This window comes from Clavibacter michiganensis (genome assembly GCF_021216655.1).
Lineage (GTDB): Bacteria > Actinomycetota > Actinomycetes > Actinomycetales > Microbacteriaceae > Clavibacter > Clavibacter michiganensis.
On record NZ_CP080437.1, the window covers coordinates 2767631 to 2787452 of the forward strand.

Sequence of the window (19822 nt, forward strand, 5' to 3'; positions counted from 1 at the left end):
AGGCGTTGAGTGGTCTCTCGTCGCAACGATGCGACGACCAGGAGGCACCACCATGACCACCGACCAGCGCACGCGATCCGACGGGTCCGCCGTCCGACGCGGGCTCCTCACCTTCATGGCGGCCCCGCCGCCCGCACCCCGCCTCGACGACGCCACCGTCGCGCGCCGCTATCCGCGACTCCGCCTGCAGGTGTTCATGGGCATCTTCATCGGATACGCGGCCTACTACCTCATCCGCAACAACGTGCCGCTGGTGGCCACGATCCTCCGCGACGAGAACGACTTCAGCGCCCTCGGCCTCGGGATCCTCACCAACGGCGTGCTCCTCGCCTACGGCTTCAGCAAGTTCCTCAGCGCGATCGTCAGCGACCGCAGCAGCGCGCGCTGGTTCCTGCCCATCGGCCTGCTGCTGTCGGCCCTCGCGAACCTGGTGGTCGCGTTCGTCCCGGCCGTCGGTGCGTCCGTGGCGCTGTTCGCGGTGGTCATGATCGTCAACGGCTTCTTCCAGGGGATGGGCTGGCCGCCGTCCGGCCGCACCCTCGTGCACTGGTTCTCGACCTCCGAGCGCGGCGGCAAGACGGCCATCTGGAACGTCGCCCACAACGTCGGCGGCGCCGGCGCGGGCGGCCTCGCGGGTCTCGCCATCGCGACCTTCGGCACCTGGCAGAGCGCGTTCTGGTTCCCGGCGATCGTCTGCATCGTGATCGCGCTGATCGCCTTCGTGCTCCTCCGCGACACCCCCGAGTCCGAGGGCCTGCCGCCCATCGAGGAGCACCGGAACGACCCCGCGCCCGTCGAGACCGACGCAGCCGACGAGGGCGCGTCGACCTGGACCACCATCCGCCGCTACGTCATCGGCAACCGCACCATGGTGAACCTCGCGCTCGCCAACGTCTTCGTCTACACGCTCCGCTACGGCGTGCTCGTGTGGGCGCCCATCTACCTCGCGGACGTCCGCGGCGCGAGCCTCGGCGAGGGCATCGCCGGGTTCTCGCTGTTCGAGCTCGCGGGGATCCCCGGTACGCTGCTCTGCGGGTACATCAGCGACAAGGTGTTCCGCGGGCGGCGCTCGCCCACGGGGATCCTGTTCATGGCGGCGGTCGGCGTGGCCGTCGCGATCTACTGGCTCTCGCCGGCCGACGGCCCGCTGTGGGTGTCGCTCGCGGCGCTCGTGCTCATCGGCGGCCTGATCTACGGCCCGGTCATGCTCATCGGGCTCCAGGCGCTCGACCTCAGCCCCCGCAAGGTCGCGGGCACCGCGGCCGGCTTCACGGGCCTGTTCGGCTACGTGCTCGGCGCGACGCTCGCATCGACGGGCATCGGCGCCTCGGTGCACGCGTTCGGCTGGGACGTGACCTTCGTGCTGATCCTCGTGTGCGTGGCGCTCGCGATCGTACTGCTCGCGATCGTCGGCAAGGACGAATCGGCGCTGCGGCGCCGGCGCGAGGAGCGCGGGGACATCGCGGCCCGCTGACCCGGGGTGTGCCGGGCGCGCGTCAGCTCGCGCCCGGCACCACGATCCCGCGCTCGTACGCGAACACCACGGCCTGCACGCGGTCGCGCACGCCGAGCTTCAGCAGGAGGCGCGAGACGTGCGTCTTCACGGTGGCCTCGCCGAGGTAGAGGCGCTCCGCGATCTCGGCGTTGGCGAGCCCCTCGGCGAGGAGGCGCAGCACCTCGAGCTCGCGGTCGGTGAGGGTGGCGACGCGCGGGTCGGTCGGGATCGTGGGGATCGGCGCGGTGGAGGCGGCGTCGGCGGATCCGCGGCCGAAGCGCTCGATGACCCGGCGCGTGACGTCCGGCGAGAGCAGCGCGTCGCCGCGCGCGATCACGTGCACGGCCTCCACGAGCGACTCCGGCGACGCGCTCTTCAGCACGAAGCCGCTCGCGCCCGCGTCGAGCGCGGTGAAGAGGTAGTCCTCGCGGTCGAAGGTCGTGAGCATGAGGACACCGGCCGTGATCGCGGGGTCCGCCACGATGCGGCGCGTGGCCTCGAGCCCGTCGACGCGCGGCATCTGCACGTCCATGCAGATCACGTCGGGCGCGAGCGCCGCGGCCAGGCGCACGCCCTCCTCGCCGTCGGCGGCCTCGCCGACCACCTCGATGCCGTCCTCGCTCTCGAGGATCACGCGGATGCCGGCGCGCACGAGCGCCTGGTCGTCGACGAGGAGGACGCGGACGGACGCGGGCGCGGCGGGTGCGGGTGCGGTCGGGGCGGTCGGCTCGGTGCTCATGCGCGGGTCTCCTCGGGGGTCGGGGCGGGGATCGACGCGTCGAGCGGCACGGGCATCGGCACGGGCGGCACGACCGGCGCACGCCCCGTGGGCACCGAGGCCCGCACGAGGTAGCCGCCGCGCGCCTTCGGACCGATCTCGATGGATCCGCCGACCGCCGCCACGCGCTCCCGCATGCCGCGCTGGCCGAGGCCGCCCGGCCCGTTCCGCACGGATCCCTGGGCCGCGGCCGCCGCAGCACCCGCCGGTCCGCCGTCGCTCACCTCCACCTCGACGCGGTCGGCGAGGTAGCGCAGCCGGAGGTCGACGCGAGCACCCGTCCCCGCGTGCTTCCGCACGTTCGTGAGCGACTCCTGCGCGACACGGTAGACGATGAGGTCGACCGTGGGCGTCAGCGGCCGCGGCGTCCCGATCACGTCGAACGCGACCTGCAGGCCCGCGCCGCACGCGTCCGCCACGAGCTCCGACAGCTGGTCGACGCCGCGGGTCGACGCCGTGCGGGTGGGGTCGGCGTCGGCGCGCCCGTCGGATGCCACGTCGTCCTCGTCCTGGCGGAGCGCGACGAGCATGCGGTGCAGCTCCTCGATGGCGCTGCGCGCGTTGTCCTCCACGATGCCGAGCGAGGCCGCGGCCTTGTCGGCGTCGCGTGCGAGGACCCGCCGCGCCGCGCCCGCGTGCACGCCCATGACGGAGACGTGGTGCGCGACGACGTCGTGGAGCTCCCGCGCGATGCGCACCCGCTCGAGCGTGACGGCCTGCTCCGCGACCCGCTCCCGCTCCGTCGCGAGCTCGGCCGTGCGCGTCTCGAGGGCGCAGCGGTCGCGCGCCGACGCCCACGCGCGGTCGCCGAAGTACCAGGCGCCGCCGAAGTAGAGGAGGTTGGTGATGATGGAGATGAGGCCGGCGGCGACGGGGGCGGGGACCCACGCGTCGTCCGGGGCCCGCTCGAAGGTCGAGCCCGCGAGCGAGAAGTACCCCGAGGCCTGCAGCAGAGCGCTGAACAGCCACGCGAACATGCCGACCACGACGATCCCGCGCACGACGTTCGCCCGCAGGCGGTTCCGCCCCCAGGCGCCGAGCGAGTACATGGCGATGAACATGGCGATGTTCGAGAACAGCACCTCCGGCACGAACTGGTACGCGCCGACGATGAAGGTGGCGCCGATCACGAGCGTCACGGCCTCCGGCTGCAGGCGGCGGAGGGCCAGCGGGGCGGTCATGAGCAGGATCCACGCCGCGATGACCCACAGCGGCGGGCGCGTCGGATACATGCCGATCGCGTAGTAGAGGATGCAGCTCCCCGTCGTGAGCACGAGCATGACGAGCGCGAGGAGCACGTCGAAGCGCAGCCCCGCGCGGTCGGGACGCGGGCGCACCCAGAAGCGGTCGACGCTGTCGGGGGCGGATGCGGCGCTCATCCGCCCACGGTATCGACGCGGCCCGGCGCGCCGCATCCGCCGGATGACGGAACGCCCGCCGATGACGGGAGGCTGTGGCCGGACACCGGGATAGGCCGCACGGGTCAACCGGTGCCAGACTGGCGGCACGGGCGCATCCGCCCGGCCGTCTCTCCCGCACCGCCGCGGATCCTCCTCCGTGCACGCCGTCCGCCCGCACGAGAGGCGCCCGACCTCCCGTCCCGTGCCCTCGTCGCCCGTTCGCGCGCTCACCGGCCGGATCCGCTCGCACCACCGCCGACGCCCGCGCCGGCACGAAAGGACCCCATGTCCGACACCACCGCATCCGCCCGCCCGGCGGCCGGCGCATCCGGCGCGCCTGGCGCATCCGGATCCTCCTCCGCCCCCGTCGTCTCCCGCCGCGCCTGGCAGGCGCTCATCGTGCTGCTCGCGGGCATGTTCATCGCGCTGCTCGACACGACCATCGTGAACGTGGCGCTGCCCACCATCCGCACGAGCCTCGACGCCTCCGAGTCGACGCTGAGCTGGATCATCTCCGGCTACGCGCTCGCGTTCGGCCTCGCGCTGATCCCCGCGGGCCGCCTCGGCGACCGCTACGGGCACAAGTGGGTGTTCGTGACCGGCATCGCGCTCTTCACGCTCGCCAGCCTCGCGTGCGGTGTGGCTCAGGACGACCTCCAGCTCGTGATCGCGCGCGTGGTGCAGGGGCTCGCCGGCGGCCTGTTCGTGCCCGCGGTGACCGCCTTCATCCAGCTGCTGTTCCCGCCGCAGGCGCGCGGCAAGGCGTTCGCCATCATGGGCGCCGTCATCGGCGTCTCCTCCGCGCTCGGCCCGATCGTGGGAGGCCTGATCATCCAGGCCGCGGGGGAGGAGTCGGGCTGGCGCCTGGTCTTCTTCGTGAACCTGCCCGTGGGCCTCGCGACCGTGATCGCCGCGATCTTCCTGCTCCCGAGCCGCCAGGTGGCCGAGCAGGTCGCGGGCGACGTGCGCGCGCAGTCCGGGCAGCGCGCGGGCACGAAGCAGGGCGCGGCCGCGCCCGCCAAGGCCCCCGCCGCCTCGGGCGTCGACCTCGTCGGCATCCTCCTCGTGAGCGCCGGCCTCGTGGCCCTGCTCGTGCCGCTCATCGACGGCCAGGACCAGGGCTGGCCGCTCTGGACCTACCTCTCCCTCGCCGGCGGCGTCGTGCTCCTCGCGCTCTTCGGCGCGTGGGAGGTCATGCAGACGAAGCGCTCGAAGGGCGTCCTCGTGCCGCCGCACCTGTTCACGCACCCCGCCTTCACGGGCGGCGTGATCCTCGCGATGGTCTACTTCGCGGCGTTCACGAGCATCTTCTTCACCATCTCGATCCTCTGGCAGTCGGGCCTCGGCAACTCCGCGCTCGAGTCGGGCCTCGTCTCGATCCCGTTCGCGATCGGCAGCATCGTCGGCTCCTCGCAGAGCAACCGGCTCACCAACCGCCTCGGCCGCACCGTGCTCGTGATCGGCACCGCGCTCGTGAGCGTCGGCCTCATCTGGCTGTGGCTCGTGCTGCTGAACACGCAGGCCGCGGACCTCACCAGCTGGATGCTCCTCGTCCCGCTGCTGCTCGCCGGCATCGGCAACGGCCTCTTCATCGCCCCGAACGCGCAGTTCATCGTCGCGACGGTGGACCCGGCCGAGGCGGGCGCGGCGTCCGGCGTCATCGGCACCGTGCAGCGCGTCGGCTCGGCGGTCGGCATCGCGGTGATCGGCAGCGTGCTGTTCGCGGGCGTGGCCGGCGCCGGGATCCGCGGACCGCAGATGGTGCCGCAGGCGTTCACCGACGCGTCGGCCTCGGCCATGGGCGTCAGCGCGATCTTCGCGGTCGTCGCCTTCGCGCTCGTCTTCGCCCTGCCGCGGCGGGTGTCGCGCGGGCACTGACCCGCGCCGCTCCTGCCGCTCCACCTCTCGCCGATCCGGATCCGTCCGGGTCGGCGAGAGCCATTTCCGTGGGTGCGTACCTCTTCTATGCGGCGGCGATCCGCCCCCGCAGCCGGGCGAGCGCGTCCGCCGCTCCGTGCAGCACGGAGATGTGGCCGTCGCCCGGCCGGATCACGAGCTCCGCGCCCGGCACGCGGTCGGCGAGCCAGCGCGCGTGGGCGACCGGGGCGATCCGGTCGGCATCGCCGTGCAGCAGGATCACCGGGGCACGGACCGCCGCCAGGTCGACGCCCCAGTCGGCGACGAGAGCGAGGTCGTCGTCGACCATGCCGCCGATCCCCGCGTCGAGCCCGCGACCGGCCACCTCGTTCAACCACGCCCACTCGGTCTCCAGCGCGCGGAGGTCGCCGTCCGTGAACATCGCCGGGTCGAACGTCGACGCGGACAGCTCCTCCTCGAGCGCCTCGCGTCCGGCCACAGCGGCCCGCAGCTCGCGCTCGCCGCCCGCGTGCATGCCGGCGAACCAGTCGAGGCCCTCGGCGCGGATCGGCGCGAGGGCCGCGCCGCAGAGCGCGCCGAGCACGCGCCCCGGGAGCGCGGCCGCTGCGGCCAGGGCGAGCACCGCGCCGCTCGAGTGGCCGAGCACGGCGAACCGGTCGATCCCGAGCGCGTCGGCGACGGCCGCGTCGTCGGCAGCGGTGGTCGCGACGGTGCGGCCCGGGTCCCGGGTGGATCCGCCGTACCCCGGCCGGTCGTACGAGATCCAGCGGATCCCGCGGCCCGCCGGTGCCTCGACCAGCGGCGCGGGCGGCGGCCCGACGTTCGGCGTGCCGTGGTGGTAGACGACCACGAGGTCGGCGCCGTCACCCGGACCCGTGTCGTAGCAGTGCAGTGTGCGGCCGTCGGGGAGCCACAGATCCGTCTCGGTGAGCATGGGCCGAGCGTAGGCGCGCGTGCGCCCGGCGGACAGGGGCGTGGCGGGACCCGGGACGTGCGCGGCGCACGGTGACAGGATCGGCACATGGACGAGGCGCAGGGCAGCGAGCTCCGGGAGCTCCGCCGTCGCGCGTACGGACCCGCACCCGATCTCGACGACGCCGAGCTCGACCGGCTGCGGGAGCTCGAGGCGCGGCAGGGCGGGGCGGCCGGCGCCGCGTCGGATCCGCACTCGGCGGGCGCGGTCCCTCCTGTCGCTCCGTCCACGGCCCACCCCGGGGGTCCCGCCCCCGCGGATCCCGCCATCGACGAGCGCGACGCCGACGATGACGACGCCCCCGCATCCCGCGCTCCCGCACCCCGCCGTCGCACCGCGATCCTCTGGGCCGCGTCCGTGCTCGTCGCGGTCGGCGCGACCGTCGCGCTCACCTCGGGCCTCGCGTCGATGACGGGCCGCGACGTCGGCACCGTCGCGCTGGATCCCGACCGCCCCGTCCCCGACCGCTGGGACGACTGGTACCAGGACGTCGCGACGGGCGTCGGCGAGTTCCACGGCCTCACGGTGATCGGCCTCGAGAACCCCGAGGACGCCGCCGCGTGCGTCACCGTCGTCGCCCCGCGGTTCGCCCGCGGCACGAACCCGGTCGGCGGATGCGCGGCGGGCTCGTTCCCGGCGCGCGGCGTCCTCACGGTCACGGGCGACATGCCCGCCGAGCTCCGCGACGAGTTCCCCGAGGGCACGGCGCTCGAGTTCGTGCTCGAGGGCGGATCCGTGCGCGTCACGGCGGGCTAGGAGCGCTCCGGGATCATCCGAGGATCGCGCGCAGCTTCTCGTAGAACGGGGCCGGGTCGCCGCTCAGCGAGTCCTTCACCATGCGGCTCCAGTCGTCGACCACGACCTCGACGGATCCCGCGGCCACGCCGTCGAGCGACGCCCGGGCCACGTCGCGCGGGGCGATCATCGGCCCGTCGTAGCCGGCCATGATGTCGGTGTCGGCAGCCCCGAGGTGCACGCCCTGCACGAGCGTCCCCTGCCCGGCGAGCTCCAGCCGCACCGCGTTGGTCATGTTCCACTCGGCTGCCTTCGCCGCCGCGTAGCCGCCCGCGCCCGAGGTCGAGAACCACGACAGCGCGGACAGGATGTTGACGATCCCGCCCCCGCCGTTGGCGGCGAGCACGGGCGCGAACGCGCGGATCACGCCGAGCGTCCCGTAGAAGTGGGTGTCCATCTCGCGGCGGATCTCCGCCATGTCGCCCGTGATGAGCGCGGCACCCGTCGAGATGCCCGCGTTGTTGACGACGAGCGTCACGTCCTGCGCGGCCGCGGCGGCGGCGTCCACGGATGCCGGGTCGGCGAGGTCGAGGCGCAGCACCTCGACGCCGGGGATGTCGATCGCCTCGGGCCGGCGCGCGGTCGCGTAGACCTTGCGGGCGCCGCGCGCGAGCAGCTCCTCGACGAAGGTGCGGCCGATGCCGCGGTTGGCGCCGGTGACGAGGGCGACCTGATCCTGGATGTCCATGCGTGCTGTTCCTCCTGCCGCCCGCGTCGTTCGCGCGGTGCGGCGCGGCTTACGCTAGGACTTGACGTCGACGTGAAGGGCAAGTCCGCCCGGCGGATCGACGGGATCACCACCACGAGGGAAGAGGGCGGCATGCTGCGGATCGGCGACGTGGCGGGGCGAGCGGGCGTGAGCACGCGGGCGCTCCGCTACTACGAGGAGCAGGGCCTGCTGCCGGCCGAGCGCACCACGAGCGGCCAGCGCGTCTACCCGGAGGCGGCCGTGGAGCGCGTGCAGCTCATCCAGCGGCTGTTCGCCGCGGGACTCCCGAGCCGCACGATCCGCCAGCTGCTCCCGAGCGTCGACTCGGGCGTCGCGGCACCCGAGTCGCTCGCGCTGCTCCGCTCCGAGCGCGACCGGATCACCGCGGCCATCGCCGAGCTCGAGCGCGCCCGCGAGGAGCTCACCCGCGTCATCGACATCTGCCTGCACCCGACGCCGGAGCACTGCCCGGCGCTGCGCGAGGGCGGGGCGGCGCACGCCGGTGCGCGCGAGGAGAGCGTCGCGGCCTGACGGAGGCGTCGCGATCCCGGCCCCGCGGGTGATGGGAGAAGGGCCGCCAGGCGTCCACTGGCTCGAGGAGCCCATCCGGGGGCTGCTTGGCTGCCGTGCGCGATGGGGCGGGCCGCAGCCAGCTGGATGTGGCGATGACGGTGGCGAGGCATATGGTCTGCCGCTGGGACATCGTGGGGAGGACGGCTGGTGATCATGCGACTGGGAGCTATCGCTGCGGTGGCCAGCGCCTGCGGAGCTCTGGCGGCTGTGGTCGTGTGGCTCTTCGCTCGCGGCATCGTGGACGAGGAGTTCGTGCGGGACTTCTGGACAGGGCCTCCTGCTGCCGGCATCTTCACGCTCGTCGGAGCCGGCCTCGCCTACGGGGCGGCCACTGTCGCCGCGCGGGTCTCGCGACGGTCGGCGGAGCGCCAGGAGTGGTGGGATCGGGCGAAGTGGGCCCTCGATCTCGTCATGTCGTCGGACGAGGCGGATCGTGAAGTGGGACTGGCCGCGATCGAGGTGCTCGTAGCGGAGGCGACGACGACCGAAGCGGAGATGATCGATGCCGTGACGTCGTCGTCTCGTCTGGACGGGGAGCGGAGGAGCATCGCGGCATGCGGCCTGGGCGTCCGTCCGCCCGAGGTGGACACCGTTCCCACACGCGCTGAGAATGGATGAAGGAGGTACCGCCATGACGATGGATCAGAGGAACCCGAGCCCGAGCGCACTCGAGAAGCGCATCCAGGCCGGGAAGGCCGATCCCATCAGCGACGCGGAACGTGCCTCGGCGGCGCGGATCCGGATCGTGGTCGACAAGAAGCGCGGTCGCAAGACCGAGGACTGGATCAAGAAGCTCGCCCAGAGCGCGTAGGCGACCCGTCGCACGAGAGGGACCCCGCCTGACGACGAGGTCCCTCTTCTTCGCATGGCGTCCGACCGGCGTCGCGGACTGATCCGCCGGCGCGCTCGGGTGGCCCCTACGGCCGCTCGTCCACCACGCCCACGAACCGGCTGCCGATGCCGTCCACCTCGCGGCGGGCGAGGCCGAGAGCGGGCTCGGGGAGCTCGTCGGGGGAGTGCCGCTCGCAGGAGAGGTAGGAGAACTCCGGCCACCACTTCTTCGGCCGCACGGCCTCGGTGAAGCCGCAGACCTCGCACGTCAGCTGCACCCAGACGGGGCGCTTGCCGGTCGTGTTGGCCCGGGACTGCGCGAGCCAGGGCGGCGGATCCTGGTCCATCGCCGCGATCTCGGACTCGGGGACGCGCCCCGGGATGCCGTGGCGCGTGGCCATCTCCAGCGGGATGCCCAGCCGCAGCGCGGCCTCTCGTCTCGTGATCATGTCGCTCCAGGGTACTTGGGCGGCGTTCGTCCGCTGAGCGTCGGCCGAGATGGATTGCGCACAATCTTGTTCCATGGCAGGGTCGGAGCATGACCGGAACCGAGAGCTGCCCGCCCGCCGACGAGACCGCGCCCCCCGCGCGCATCGCCGACGAGCTCGTCTGCTTCTCGCTCTACACGGCGTCGCGATCCACGACCCAGGCGTACCGCGCGCTCCTCGCGCCGTGGGGCCTCACCTACCCGCAGTACCTCGTGCTCGTGCTGCTGTGGTCCGGCGACGACCGGACGGTCACCGAGCTCGGGCAGCAGCTCGACCTCGACTCGGGCACGCTGTCGCCGCTGCTCGCGCGGATGGAGGAGGCCGGCTTCATCGCCCGCCGCCGCATCTCCGCCGACCAGCGCGTCGTCACCGTCTCGCTCGCCGAGCGCGGCCGCACCGTGCGGGCCGAGCTCGCGCACGTGCCCGCGGCCATCATCCGCGGCATGGGCCTCGACCTCGATCGTGCGCGCCAGCTGCTCGCCACCCTGCACCTGCTGACCGCGGGGATGCAGGAGGCCACGGCGGATGCGCTCGCGCACCCGGCGACCCGGCCGGCCGAGGCGTCGGCGCGCACCCGCACCCCCTGATCCGCACCACCCACCGGCCGCGCATCCGCCGCGGCGAACCGGCCGCCACGAGCGGCCACGAACGGAAGGAATCGACATGGACGCCCTCTACACCGCGGAGGCCCTCGCCACGGGAGCCGGCCGCGACGGCCGCGTGGCCGTCAGCGACAGCGACCTCGCGCTCGACCTCTCCATCCCCAAGGCCATGGGCGGATCCGGCGAGGGCGCGAACCCCGAGCAGCTCTTCGCCGCCGGCTACGCCGCGTGCTTCCACTCCGCGCTGCAGGGCGTCGCCCGCGCGCGCAAGGTGAAGATCGCCGACTCCAGCGTCGGCAGCCGCGTGAGCATCGGATCCAACGGGCAGGGCGGCTACCAGCTCGCCGTGCACCTCGAGGTCGTCATCCCCGGGGTCGAGCACGACCTCGCGCAGGAGCTCGCCGACCAGGCGCACCAGGTCTGCCCGTACTCGAACGCGACCCGCGGCAACATCGAGGTCGACGTCACGGTCTCGGACGACTGATGGCCGGCCTCGCCCGCACGTCCTTCCCGCGCACCGCCGCGCGCGTGGTGCTCGGCTCGTTCCTCGCATTCGCCGGCGTCTCGCACCTCACGGTGGCGCGGGAGGAGTTCCGCGCGCAGGTCCCGAAGTCGCTGCCGGTGCCCGAGGACGTGACCGTCGTCGGATCCGGCATCGTCGAGATCACGCTCGGCTCGGCCCTGCTGTTCGCGCGCTCGCGCCGCGGCCTCGCCGGCTGGGCGGCCGCCGCGTTCTTCACGGCGATATTCCCGGGCAACATCGCCCAGTACGTGCACAAGCGCGACGGCTTCGGCCTCGACACCGACGGCAAGCGCCTCGGCCGCCTGTTCTTCCAGCCGGTGCTCATCGCGCTGGCGCTGTGGTCGACGGGGGCGCTGCGGAAGCGCTGACCCGCCGCGCGCACGACGACGGCCACCGGATCCCGTAGGGGGACCGGTGGCCGTCCGTCTTGACGGGGGCGGTCGCGCGTCGCCAGCATGGGCGCATCCGCACCACCCGCGGTCCCTGCGTCTCGAAGGAGAGACCGATGCCCATGATCTTCGTCAACCTGCCCGTCACCGACCTGCCTCGCGCGATCACGTTCTACGAGGCCGTCGGCTGCGCCGTCAACCCCGACTTCACCGACGAGAAGGCCGCGTGCCTCGTCGTCGAGGCCGACCGCAGCGCGTTCATGCTCCTCACGCGCGACTTCTTCCAGTCGTTCCTCGACGTGCCGGTGGGGGATCCGTCGTCGAGCGCCGCGGCGATCACCGCGGTCATGCTCGACAGCCGCGCCGACGTCGACGCGCGCGCGACCGCGGGTCTCGACGCCGGCGGATCCGAGCCCCGGCGCGCCGTCGACCTCGGCTTCATGTACCAGCGCCAGCTCCGCGATCCCGACGGCAACGTCATCGAGCTCGGGTACATGGATCCGATCCCGGCAGGCGCCTGACCGGACGTCGCTACCGCAGCATCCGCAGGAACGCCGCGATGTCGTCCGCCAGCGGCCCCGGCTCCTCGTGCGGCGCGAAGTGGCCTCCGCGCGGCATCGTCGTGTACCGCACGACGTCGTAGGTGCGCTCCGCCCAGCTCCGGGGCGGGTGCACCAGGTCGTGCGGGAAGACGGCGACCGCGGTCGGCACCTGCACGCGCCGCACGGGCGCGGTGCGTCCGGAGCCGTACGCGAAGTACGGGCGGAGCGAGGTGCCGATGGATCCAGTGAACCAGTAGAGGGAGGCCAGCGTCAGCAGGTGGTCGTCGCTGAAGGCCCGAGAGACGTCGCCGCCGCAGTCGCTCCACGCGCGGTGCTTCTCGAGGATCCACGACAGCAGCCCCACGGGCGAGTCCTGCAGCGCGGGCGCGAGCGTGAGCGGACGCGTCTGCTGCTGGTGCTCGTACCCGCCCTCCGCGGCCTCCCACGCGCGCATCTCGGCCACGTGCGCGCGCTCCTCGTCCGTGAGCGTCGCCTCGTCGAGGTCGTGCGGCGCGGCGACGGCCATCAGGTGGATCCCCGCGACCGCTTCCGGGTGCGCCTCCGCCAGCCGTGACGTGATCCCCGCGCCGAGGTCGCCTCCGTGCGCCGCGTACCGCGCGAAGCCCAGCTCCTCCGTCATCAGCCGGTGCCAGAGCTCGTGCGTCCGCTCGTCGATCCGGGGCCGCTGCGGCGAGAACGGGAAGCCGGGCAGGGCGGGCACGATCACGGTGACCGCGTCGGCCGCATCGCCGCCGAAGCGCGACGGCGACGACAGCCGCTCGGCGAGCGGCACCATCTCCAGTGCCGAGCTCGGCCAGCCGTTCGTGAGCACGATCGGGAGGCCGCCGGCGCGCTCGGAGTGCTCGGCCTCGAAGCGCAGGTACGAGACCGGGGTGCCGTCGAGGTCGGCGACCGCCCACGGCAGCGCGCGGATCTCCCGCTCGCGCGCCCGCCAGTCGAACCCGTCGGCCCAGACGGCGGCGAGGCGGCGCAACGTCGCCTGGTCGGTGCCGGCCTCCCACGGCTCGACCGGCCACGCGGGCGCCCAGCGCGTGCGGCGGATCCGGTCGCGCAGGTCGTCGAGGTCGGCGTCGGTGACGTGCAGGGGGAGCGGGTGGGTCATGCGGATCCTGACGTGGCGGGCGGGCGCGGTTCCCTCATGGTCTCGCGTCGCCTCCGCGGCGGCTAGGTCCGCCGCCGCCTGGCCATCACCGCGCGCTGCAGCAGCACGAAGACCAGCAGGATCCCGCCCGTGATGATGGTGGTCGCCTCGGGCGGGATGCCGCCGTCGCGCGTGATGAGCACGTTCATCAGGCCGAGCACGAGCGCGCCGACGACCGAGCCGAGCACGAAGCCGACGCCGCCCGTGAGGAGGGTGCCGCCGATGACGGTCGCGGCGATCGCGTCGAGCTCCCAGCCGATGCCGGTGATGTTCTGCGCGCTGCCGAGCCGGGCCGTGTAGATCACGGAGGCGAGCCCGGCGAGCGTGCCGCTGATCACGTAGACGGCGAGCTTCGTGCGGCGCACGGGCAGGCCCATGAGCGCGGCCGACTGCTCGGATCCGCCCGTCGCGTACACGGTGCGGCCGAGGCGCGTGCGGTGCAGCACGAAGAACGCGACCGCCACCACCACGAGCGCGATGAGCACGCCGGGCGTCGTGACGACGTCGTTGACCTTCGGGCCGTCGACCACCTTCATGTTCGTGGCGAGCGAGCGCAGCGGCGACTCGTCGTCGAGGCGCTCGGGCACGGTGCTGAGGATGGACGCGAGGCCGCGGCCGAGGAACATCATCGCGAGCGTCGCGATGAACGGCTGCACGTCGAAGAACTGGATCAGCACGCCCGAGACGACGCCGGAGGCCGTGCCGATGAGGATCATCAGCACCATCACCACCCACGGGTCCCAGCCCGCGTTGGCGAGGATCACGCCCGCGACGCTGCTGACGGCGACGATCGCGCCGACGGACAGATCGATGCCGCCCGTGAGGATCACGAACGTGAGGCCCACCGCGAGGACGATGACGTGCGCGTTGTTGATGAGGAGGTTCGACAGCGTCGCGGCCTGCAGGATGCGGCCGTACGCGATCTCGCCGTAGGCCAGCATCGCGAGCAGGATCACCAGGGCGGCGACCGTGGGCAGCGAGTCGAGGCGGAGGCGCATGCGGCGGCGCGGCGGCCGGGATGCGGTGCCGGGTCCCGGCGCGGGCGTCGGGGTCAGGGGCGGCTGGATCGTCGTGGCGCTCATGCGGGCACGGCCTCCTTCTCGGTCGGCACGGGGGTGGGCGCCGGCGGGCGGCGCCTCGTGAACAGCGCGCGGACGCGCCGGGACTGCAGGAGCACGATCGCGACGATCACGATGGCCTTGAACGCGGGCGTCGCTGAGGACGAGATGCCGAGGAACACGACCGTCTTGTCGAGGGTCGCGATGAGGAGCGCGCCGACGGCCGCCCCGAGCAGGTGGAACTTGCCGCCCGCGAGCGAGGTGCCGCCGATGACGACCGCGAGGATCGCGTCGAGCTCCAGCTGGTAGCCGGTGCGGGAGACGTCGACCGTCATGACGCTGGCGGTGGCGAAGATCCCGGCGACGCCCGCGAGCAGGCCGCTCGCGATGTAGGCGGTGAACAGGAGCGCGCGGCGGTCGAGGCCCGCGAGGCGCGCGGCCTGCGGATCCATGCCGATCGCCTCGATCATGAGGCCGAGGGCGCTGCGCCGCACGAGCACGGCGACGCCGATCGTGATCAGCACGGCCAGCAGGAACACCACCGGCAGCCCCACGAGGTACCCGTTCGCGACCCAGCGGAACGGCTCGTTGGACGCGGCCGTGTTCTGGCCCGCCGTGATGACCTTCGCGAGGCCGCGGCCGGCCAGCATGATCACGAGCGTGCTGATGAAGGGCTGCAGCCCCACGACGGAGACGAGCATGCCGTTGACCGCGCCGAGGATCCCGGCGATGAGGAGCGCGAGGCCCATCGCGCCGAGCGCGACGCCGAGCGAGTCGGAACCGGCGGCCTTCAGGAACTCCATGGAGACGGCGCCGGCGACCACCATGATCGAGCCGACGCTGAGGTCGATGCCGCCGGTGGCGACGACGAGGCACATGCCGACCGCGATCATCAGCACGGGTGCTGCGGCCCGGAGGATGTCGACGAGGTTGCCCACGAGGTTCCCCGTGTCCGGATTCACCGACAGCGCGAGGTAGCCGGGGTCCTTCGCCACGTTGATCGCGAGCAGCAGCAGGATCGCGACCGTGCCCCAGAACCAGGGCCGGTGCAGCACGTCGCCGCGGCCGCGTGCGCTCCGCTTCGCGGTGGTGGTGTCGCTCATCGGGCTGCCTCCTCGGGCGCGGTGTCGGGCACGGTCTCGAGCGCGATGTCGGAGACGCCCTCCTCCGCGATGGCGGCGACGATCGACTGCGCCGTCACGTCGGGTCCCGCCTCCAGCTCGGCGATCTTGCGGTGGTCCTTGAGCACGACGATCCGGTCGCTGAGCCGCACCACCTCCTCGAGCTCCGAGGAGATGAACACGACGGCGACGCTCGTGTCGGCGAGGGCCGCGACCTGCTCCTGGATCTCGGCCTTCGCGCCCACGTCGATCCCGCGGGTCGGCTCGTCGAGGATCAGCAGCTCCGGCTCGGTCGCCAGCCACCTGCCGAGCAGCACCTTCTGCTGGTTGCCGCCGGACAGGTTGCGGATGGGCCGGTCGGGATCCGCGGGCCGCACGTTGAGCTCGGTGAGGTACTTGGCGACGATCCGGTCCTTCTCCTTGCGCGGCAGGGGACGTGCCCAGCCGCGCTTCGCCTGCACGGCGAGCACGAGGTTCTCCCGCACGCTGAGGTCGCGGATGATCCCCTCGTCGCGCCGGTTCTCGCTCGAGAACGCGATGCGGTGCTTCAGCGCCTTCGCGGGAGAGGAGATGGCGACGGGTGCGCCGTCCATGGTCACGGATCCGGTGTCGGGCTTGTCGACGCCGTAGAGGAGGCGCGCGAGCTCGGTGCGGCCGGAGCCGAGGAGCCCGGCGAGGCCCACGACCTCGCCGCGGCGGAGCTCGACGTCGGTCGCGTCGAGCGAGCCCTTCCGTCCGATGCCGGTGGCCCGGTACACGGGCTCGCCCGTGGCGACCTGGCGCGAGGCGCGCTCGCGGTCGAGGGAGCGGAGGGTCTGCAGGTCCTTGCCGATCATCTCGGCGATGAGCCCGGCCCGGTCGATGTCGCGCGTGAGGTGCTCGCCCACGAGCCTGCCGTTGCGGAGCACCGTGAGGCGGTCGCTGATCGCGAAGACCTGGTCGAGGAAGTGGGAGACGAAGAGGATGGCGACGCCCTCGTCGCGGAGGCGGCGCATCACGCGGAAGAGGCCCTCGACCTCGTCGGCGTCGAGGCTGGAGGTCGGCTCGTCGAGGATCAGGACCTTCGCGTCGAGCACGGTCGCGCGGCTGATCGCCACGAGCTGCTGCAGCGCGAGGCTGATGGTGGAGAGCGGCGTGCGCGGATCCAGGTGGCCGAGCCCCACGCGCGCCAGCACCTCGGAGGCGGCGGCGTGCGTGCCCTTCCAGTCGATGCCGAAGCGGCCGCGCCTCTCGTGGCCGAGCATGACGTTCTCGCCGATCGTGAGGTTCCCGCAGAGGTTGACCTCCTGGTAGACCGTCGAGATCCCGGCGGCCTGCGCGTCGGCGGTGCCGGAGAGGCGGCGCTCGGATCCGGCGACCACCACGCGGCCCGAGTCGATGCCGTAGACGCCCGTGAGCGCCTTGATCAGCGTCGACTTCCCGGCGCCGTTCTCGCCCATGAGCGTGTGGACCTCGCCGGGGAAGAGCCGGAGGTCCACCCCGTCGAGCGCCTTGACGCCGGGGAAGGAGATGGTGATGCCCCGCATCTCGACGATGGGGCTGGATGCCTGCATGCGCGTGCTCCGTTCCTCCGCCGGCGTCGTCGCCTGGCGGGTGGGGCGGCGGGGCGGATGGATCCGCCCCGCCGCAGGTGTCCGTGCGGGCGGCTAGAACTTCCGGTCGGGCAGCGCGGTGGCGGCCTTCTCGGCGGAGTCGAACACGTCGGACGGGACGATGATCGACGACTCGACGCTCTCGCCGTCGAGCAGCTTCTGCACGGCCTCGAGCGCGGTGCCGCCGAACAGCGGGTTGTACTCGGCGACGAAGCTGAGCTTGCCGTCGGCCAGCGCCTGCAGCGCGTTCTTCGTGCCGTCGATGGTCGCGATCTTCACGTCCTGGCCGGGCGTGAGGCCCGCCTCCTCGACGGCCTGGACGGCGCCGAGGCCCATCTCGTCGTTCTGCGCGAAGACCATCTGCACGTCGTTCGCATTCGACTTGAGCACGGTCTCGAAGACGCTCTTGGCCTCCTCGGTCGACCAGTTCGCGGTCTGCGCGCCGACCTTCGTGAAGGAGCTCTCGGCGCCGATGACCTCGTCCCAGCCCTCGTTGCGCTCGTTGACGACCGAGACGCCGGCCGGGCCCTCGAGGGTGAAGTACTTGCCGCCATCGGGCAGCGCGGTCTTCGCCCAGTCGGCGACCGACGAGCTCACCGCGATGTTGTCGGGCGCGATGCGGGTCGCGTAGAGCGAGTCGTCGTCGGGCTCGATGCCGCGGTCGATGAGGACCACGGGGATCTCGGCCTCCTTGGCGCGCTCGAGCGAGTCCTCCCAGCCGGATCCCTCGGTGGCCGAGAGCAGGATCACGTCGACGCCCTCGTCGACGAACGACGTGAACGCGTCGATCTGCGACTTCTGGTCGTTGTTGGTGGCGGGCGCGTACTTGAGGTCGAACCCGGCCTCCTTCGTGAAGGTGTCCTGGATGTCCTTCTCGTTGGCCTGGCGCCACGCGCCCTCGGGGCCGACCGCGACGAAGCCGACGGTGGCCGTCTCGCCGCCACTGTCGGCGGCGCCGCCCGCCGTGGATCCGGTGCCGGAGTTGCTGTTGCAGGCCGCGAGGCTCAGGGCGATGGCCCCGGCTGCGGCGATGGTGGCGATGCGCCTCTTCGTGGACATGGGATCTCCTCCTTGAGATGTCAGGACGTCGGCGTCCCGTTCCGACCCGGGGGTCGGCCGTGCTGCGGTGGCGCGGGGTGCTGCCGCGTGCTCGGGATGTTACCGGTAACAGTTCTGACCGCACAAGGGCGCTGCCCCCGCGAGCGCGGGATCACGGGACGCGGGATCAGCGTCGAGGCGGGTCGGGCCGCTCGGGCAGCTCCGGCAGCGGGAAGTCCGCCTCGTCGTCCTCGTCGGCGGGCGCCGCGATCAGCTCGACGAGCGTGTCGACCGTCACGCCCGGCCCGTTGGCCAGCTCGCCGATCTTCTCCCGGTCCTTGAGCACGACGATCCGGTCGCTCACGCGCACGAGCTCGTCGAACGCGCTGGAGATGAAGACGACCGCGACGCCCTCGATGGCGAGCTGCGCGATGTGCGCCTGGATGTCGACCTTCGCGCGGATGTCGACGCCGCGGGTCGGCTCGTCGAGGATCAGCACGCGCGGCCGGATCGCGAGCCAGCGCGCGAGCAGCACCTTCTGCTGGTTGCCGCCGGAGAGCTGCCCGGCGGGCGTCGCGGGATCCGCCGGCGTGATGCCGAAGTGCTCGATGTGCCGCTCGACGAGGTCCTCGCGCTCGGCCTTCGCGAGCGGATGCGCCCAGCCGCGCAGCGCCTGCAGCGCGAGCACGATGTTCTCCCGCACGCTCAGCTCGCCGATGAGTCCCTCGGCACCGCGGTCCTCCGCGGAGAGCGCGACGCGGTTCCGCAGCGCGTCGGCCGGTCGGTCGATCACGACGTCGCGCCCGCCGAGCGTGACCACCCCGCCGTCGGCCCGGTCCGCGCCCGCGAGCAGGCGCGCGAGCTCGGTGCGACCGGATCCGCGGAGACCGGCGATGCCCACGACCTCGCCCGGGTGCAGCTCGAGGTCCACCGGCCGCAGCATGCCGCGGCGGCCGACGCCGGCGGCGCGGTAGAGCGGCGGCCCGACCGGATCCACGCGGTGCGCCCGTCGCTCCGACCCGATGCGCTTGAGGTGCGCGACGTCCTGCCCGATCATGCGCGCGACGAGCTCGGCGCGGTCGAGCTCGTGGGGCAGGTGGTCGCCCTCCTTCACGCCTCCGCGGAGGATCGTCATCCGGTCGCTGAGGGCCAGCACCTGCTCGAGGAAGTGGGAGACGAACAGGATCGCGACGCCCTGGTCGCGGAGGCGGCGGATCACCTGGAACAGGCGCGCCACGTCGTCGGCGTCGAGGCTGGAGGTGGGCTCGTCGAGCACCAGCACGCGCGGCCGGTCGACCATGGCGCGGGCGATGGAGACGAGCTGGCGGCTGGCGGGGGAGAGGTCGGCGAGGCGGTCGCGGGGATCGAGGTCGGCGAGGCCGAGCTCCGCGAGCATCGCGGCGGCGCGCGCGTGGGTGGCGCGCCACGAGATGCCGAGCCGGCCGCGCGCCTCGTGGCCGAGCATCACGTTCTCGCCGACGCTGAGGTTCTCGACCAGGTGCGACTCCTGGAACGCGGCCTGGATGCCGAGGGCCCGCGCATCCGCCGGCCCGCCGAGCCGCACGGGCTCGCCGTCGACGAGGATCTCGCCCGCGTCGATCCGGTGCACCCCGAGCAGCGCCTTGATCAGCGTCGACTTGCCCGCGCCGTTCTCGCCGAGGAGCGCGTGCACCTCGCCGGGGTGCAGGTCGAGGTCGACGCCGTCGAGCGCGACGCCGTTCGGGAAGGCGACCGTGATGCCCCGCATGCGCACGGTGGGGCGCGCCGGTGCGTGGGGGCGCGCGGTCTGCGCGGATCCGGGCGCGGGAACGGCGGTCGGGCCGGTCGGGCGGATCGTCGTCGATCCCCGTGCGTGACGCACCTGGTGCTCCTCGG

21 protein-coding genes are annotated in these 19822 nt (G+C 73.0%); 10 read left to right on the top strand and 11 right to left on the bottom strand.

Annotation, left to right across the window (positions count from 1 at the left end; genetic code table 11):
• The first annotated feature begins 52 nt into the window (after positions 1-52).
• Complete coding sequence (gene pgtP, locus K0V08_RS13070) at positions 53-1474, top strand: MFS transporter (protein WP_079531285.1); 1422 nt, start codon at positions 53-55, stop codon at positions 1472-1474.
• 22 nt (positions 1475-1496) lie between these two features.
• Here pgtP and K0V08_RS13075 read toward each other — a convergent pair whose 3' ends face one another.
• Together K0V08_RS13075 and K0V08_RS13080 are read right to left on the bottom strand one after the other, a co-directional pair.
• Complete coding sequence (locus K0V08_RS13075; protein WP_079531288.1) at positions 1497-2234, bottom strand: response regulator; 738 nt, start codon at positions 2232-2234, stop codon at positions 1497-1499.
• The gene (locus K0V08_RS13080) at positions 2231-3652 is read right to left on the bottom strand and encodes a sensor histidine kinase (protein WP_079531291.1); all 1422 of its coding nucleotides are present in this window, start codon (positions 3650-3652) and stop codon (positions 2231-2233) included. Before K0V08_RS13080 ends, K0V08_RS13075 begins: the two co-directional genes overlap by 4 nt.
• Positions 3653-3958: 306 nt before the next feature.
• Between K0V08_RS13080 and K0V08_RS13085 the strand changes: the two genes are divergently transcribed.
• The gene (locus K0V08_RS13085; RefSeq protein WP_079531293.1) at positions 3959-5551 is read left to right on the top strand and encodes an MFS transporter; all 1593 of its coding nucleotides are present in this window, start codon (positions 3959-3961) and stop codon (positions 5549-5551) included.
• Between the two features lie 85 nt (positions 5552-5636).
• Here the strand turns inward: K0V08_RS13085 and K0V08_RS13090 are convergent, their stop codons facing one another.
• Positions 5637-6485 carry an alpha/beta fold hydrolase gene (locus K0V08_RS13090; protein WP_079533618.1) on the bottom strand — a complete coding sequence of 283 codons (849 nt, stop codon included), beginning with the start codon at positions 6483-6485 and terminating at the stop codon, positions 5637-5639.
• Positions 6486-6572: 87 nt separating this feature from the next.
• Between K0V08_RS13090 and K0V08_RS13095 the strand changes: the two genes are divergently transcribed.
• Positions 6573-7280, top strand: a complete 708-nt coding sequence (locus K0V08_RS13095) for a hypothetical protein (RefSeq protein WP_079531296.1) — start codon at positions 6573-6575, stop codon at positions 7278-7280.
• Positions 7281-7293: 13 nt separating this feature from the next.
• On the opposite strand, the gene K0V08_RS13100 is transcribed toward K0V08_RS13095, so the two are convergent.
• On the bottom strand, positions 7294-8007 hold the full coding sequence (locus tag K0V08_RS13100) for an SDR family oxidoreductase (RefSeq protein ID WP_079531300.1): 714 nt from the start codon (positions 8005-8007) through the stop codon (positions 7294-7296).
• 72 nt (positions 8008-8079) lie between these two features.
• Between K0V08_RS13100 and K0V08_RS13105 the strand changes: the two genes are divergently transcribed.
• The 3 genes from K0V08_RS13105 (at position 8080) to K0V08_RS13115 (ending at position 9412) form a co-directional block, all read left to right on the top strand.
• On the top strand, positions 8080-8559 hold the full coding sequence (locus K0V08_RS13105; RefSeq protein WP_227324979.1) for a MerR family transcriptional regulator: 480 nt from the start codon (positions 8080-8082) through the stop codon (positions 8557-8559).
• A gap of 195 nt (positions 8560-8754) precedes the next feature.
• Positions 8755-9219, top strand: a complete 465-nt coding sequence (locus tag K0V08_RS13110) for a hypothetical protein (RefSeq protein WP_174239498.1) — start codon at positions 8755-8757, stop codon at positions 9217-9219.
• A 13-nt stretch (positions 9220-9232) separates the two neighbouring features.
• On the top strand, positions 9233-9412 hold the full coding sequence (locus tag K0V08_RS13115; RefSeq protein WP_011931632.1) for a hypothetical protein: 180 nt from the start codon (positions 9233-9235) through the stop codon (positions 9410-9412).
• A gap of 106 nt (positions 9413-9518) precedes the next feature.
• Here the strand turns inward: K0V08_RS13115 and K0V08_RS13120 are convergent, their stop codons facing one another.
• The gene (locus K0V08_RS13120; RefSeq protein WP_011931633.1) at positions 9519-9881 is read right to left on the bottom strand and encodes a hypothetical protein; all 363 of its coding nucleotides are present in this window, start codon (positions 9879-9881) and stop codon (positions 9519-9521) included.
• Positions 9882-9970: 89 nt separating this feature from the next.
• On the opposite strand from K0V08_RS13120, the gene K0V08_RS13125 reads away from it, so the two are divergent.
• The 4 genes from K0V08_RS13125 to K0V08_RS13140 all read left to right on the top strand — a co-directional run bounded on the left by K0V08_RS13125 (position 9971) and on the right by K0V08_RS13140 (position 11955).
• The gene (locus tag K0V08_RS13125; protein ID WP_011931634.1) at positions 9971-10507 is read left to right on the top strand and encodes a MarR family winged helix-turn-helix transcriptional regulator; all 537 of its coding nucleotides are present in this window, start codon (positions 9971-9973) and stop codon (positions 10505-10507) included.
• A 76-nt stretch (positions 10508-10583) separates the two neighbouring features.
• The gene (locus tag K0V08_RS13130) at positions 10584-11006 is read left to right on the top strand and encodes an organic hydroperoxide resistance protein (RefSeq protein ID WP_079531306.1); all 423 of its coding nucleotides are present in this window, start codon (positions 10584-10586) and stop codon (positions 11004-11006) included.
• Positions 11006-11413 carry a DoxX family protein gene (locus K0V08_RS13135; protein ID WP_079531309.1) on the top strand — a complete coding sequence of 136 codons (408 nt, stop codon included), beginning with the start codon at positions 11006-11008 and terminating at the stop codon, positions 11411-11413. The genes K0V08_RS13130 and K0V08_RS13135 overlap by 1 nt, the downstream gene beginning before the upstream one ends.
• A gap of 137 nt (positions 11414-11550) precedes the next feature.
• Positions 11551-11955 carry a VOC family protein gene (locus tag K0V08_RS13140; RefSeq protein ID WP_079531312.1) on the top strand — a complete coding sequence of 135 codons (405 nt, stop codon included), beginning with the start codon at positions 11551-11553 and terminating at the stop codon, positions 11953-11955.
• Between the two features lie 10 nt (positions 11956-11965).
• On the opposite strand, the gene K0V08_RS13145 is transcribed toward K0V08_RS13140, so the two are convergent.
• The 6 genes from K0V08_RS13145 to K0V08_RS13170 form a co-directional block, all read right to left on the bottom strand.
• Positions 11966-13099 carry an epoxide hydrolase family protein gene (locus K0V08_RS13145; protein WP_079531314.1) on the bottom strand — a complete coding sequence of 378 codons (1134 nt, stop codon included), beginning with the start codon at positions 13097-13099 and terminating at the stop codon, positions 11966-11968.
• 62 nt (positions 13100-13161) lie between these two features.
• Complete coding sequence (locus K0V08_RS13150; RefSeq protein ID WP_079531317.1) at positions 13162-14220, bottom strand: ABC transporter permease; 1059 nt, start codon at positions 14218-14220, stop codon at positions 13162-13164.
• On the bottom strand, positions 14217-15299 hold the full coding sequence (locus K0V08_RS13155; RefSeq protein ID WP_079531320.1) for an ABC transporter permease: 1083 nt from the start codon (positions 15297-15299) through the stop codon (positions 14217-14219). Before K0V08_RS13155 ends, K0V08_RS13150 begins: the two co-directional genes overlap by 4 nt.
• Complete coding sequence (locus K0V08_RS13160) at positions 15296-16870, bottom strand: sugar ABC transporter ATP-binding protein (RefSeq protein ID WP_079531322.1); 1575 nt, start codon at positions 16868-16870, stop codon at positions 15296-15298. Before K0V08_RS13160 ends, K0V08_RS13155 begins: the two co-directional genes overlap by 4 nt.
• A 93-nt stretch (positions 16871-16963) precedes the next feature.
• The gene (locus K0V08_RS13165) at positions 16964-17968 is read right to left on the bottom strand and encodes an ABC transporter substrate-binding protein (protein WP_079531324.1); all 1005 of its coding nucleotides are present in this window, start codon (positions 17966-17968) and stop codon (positions 16964-16966) included.
• A 166-nt stretch (positions 17969-18134) separates the two neighbouring features.
• A complete protein-coding gene (locus tag K0V08_RS13170; RefSeq protein ID WP_079531327.1) occupies positions 18135-19808 on the bottom strand; it encodes a sugar ABC transporter ATP-binding protein in 1674 nt (557 codons plus the stop codon).
• Positions 19809-19822: the final 14 nt, after the last annotated feature.

What these genes read in the sequence shown, in the direction of transcription:
- K0V08_RS13160 (WP_079531322.1), bottom strand. Translation starts at nt 16,870, where the DNA reads ATGCAGGCATCCAGCCCCATCGTCGAGATGCGGGGCATCACCATCTCC.
- K0V08_RS13135 (WP_079531309.1), top strand. Translation starts at nt 11,006, where the DNA reads ATGGCCGGCCTCGCCCGCACGTCCTTCCCGCGCACCGCCGCGCGCGTG.
- K0V08_RS13075 (WP_079531288.1), bottom strand. Translation starts at nt 2,234, where the DNA reads ATGAGCACCGAGCCGACCGCCCCGACCGCACCCGCACCCGCCGCGCCC.
- pgtP (WP_079531285.1), top strand. Translation starts at nt 53, where the DNA reads ATGACCACCGACCAGCGCACGCGATCCGACGGGTCCGCCGTCCGACGC.
- K0V08_RS13100 (WP_079531300.1), bottom strand. Translation starts at nt 8,007, where the DNA reads ATGGACATCCAGGATCAGGTCGCCCTCGTCACCGGCGCCAACCGCGGC.
- K0V08_RS13110 (WP_174239498.1), top strand. Translation starts at nt 8,755, where the DNA reads ATGCGACTGGGAGCTATCGCTGCGGTGGCCAGCGCCTGCGGAGCTCTG.
- K0V08_RS13140 (WP_079531312.1), top strand. Translation starts at nt 11,551, where the DNA reads ATGCCCATGATCTTCGTCAACCTGCCCGTCACCGACCTGCCTCGCGCG.
- K0V08_RS13150 (WP_079531317.1), bottom strand. Translation starts at nt 14,220, where the DNA reads ATGAGCGCCACGACGATCCAGCCGCCCCTGACCCCGACGCCCGCGCCG.
- K0V08_RS13165 (WP_079531324.1), bottom strand. Translation starts at nt 17,968, where the DNA reads ATGTCCACGAAGAGGCGCATCGCCACCATCGCCGCAGCCGGGGCCATC.
- K0V08_RS13155 (WP_079531320.1), bottom strand. Translation starts at nt 15,299, where the DNA reads ATGAGCGACACCACCACCGCGAAGCGGAGCGCACGCGGCCGCGGCGAC.
- K0V08_RS13115 (WP_011931632.1), top strand. Translation starts at nt 9,233, where the DNA reads ATGACGATGGATCAGAGGAACCCGAGCCCGAGCGCACTCGAGAAGCGC.
- K0V08_RS13095 (WP_079531296.1), top strand. Translation starts at nt 6,573, where the DNA reads ATGGACGAGGCGCAGGGCAGCGAGCTCCGGGAGCTCCGCCGTCGCGCG.
- K0V08_RS13145 (WP_079531314.1), bottom strand. Translation starts at nt 13,099, where the DNA reads ATGACCCACCCGCTCCCCCTGCACGTCACCGACGCCGACCTCGACGAC.
- K0V08_RS13080 (WP_079531291.1), bottom strand. Translation starts at nt 3,652, where the DNA reads ATGAGCGCCGCATCCGCCCCCGACAGCGTCGACCGCTTCTGGGTGCGC.
- K0V08_RS13120 (WP_011931633.1), bottom strand. Translation starts at nt 9,881, where the DNA reads ATGATCACGAGACGAGAGGCCGCGCTGCGGCTGGGCATCCCGCTGGAG.
- K0V08_RS13125 (WP_011931634.1), top strand. Translation starts at nt 9,971, where the DNA reads ATGACCGGAACCGAGAGCTGCCCGCCCGCCGACGAGACCGCGCCCCCC.
- K0V08_RS13130 (WP_079531306.1), top strand. Translation starts at nt 10,584, where the DNA reads ATGGACGCCCTCTACACCGCGGAGGCCCTCGCCACGGGAGCCGGCCGC.
- K0V08_RS13090 (WP_079533618.1), bottom strand. Translation starts at nt 6,485, where the DNA reads ATGCTCACCGAGACGGATCTGTGGCTCCCCGACGGCCGCACACTGCAC.
- K0V08_RS13085 (WP_079531293.1), top strand. Translation starts at nt 3,959, where the DNA reads ATGTCCGACACCACCGCATCCGCCCGCCCGGCGGCCGGCGCATCCGGC.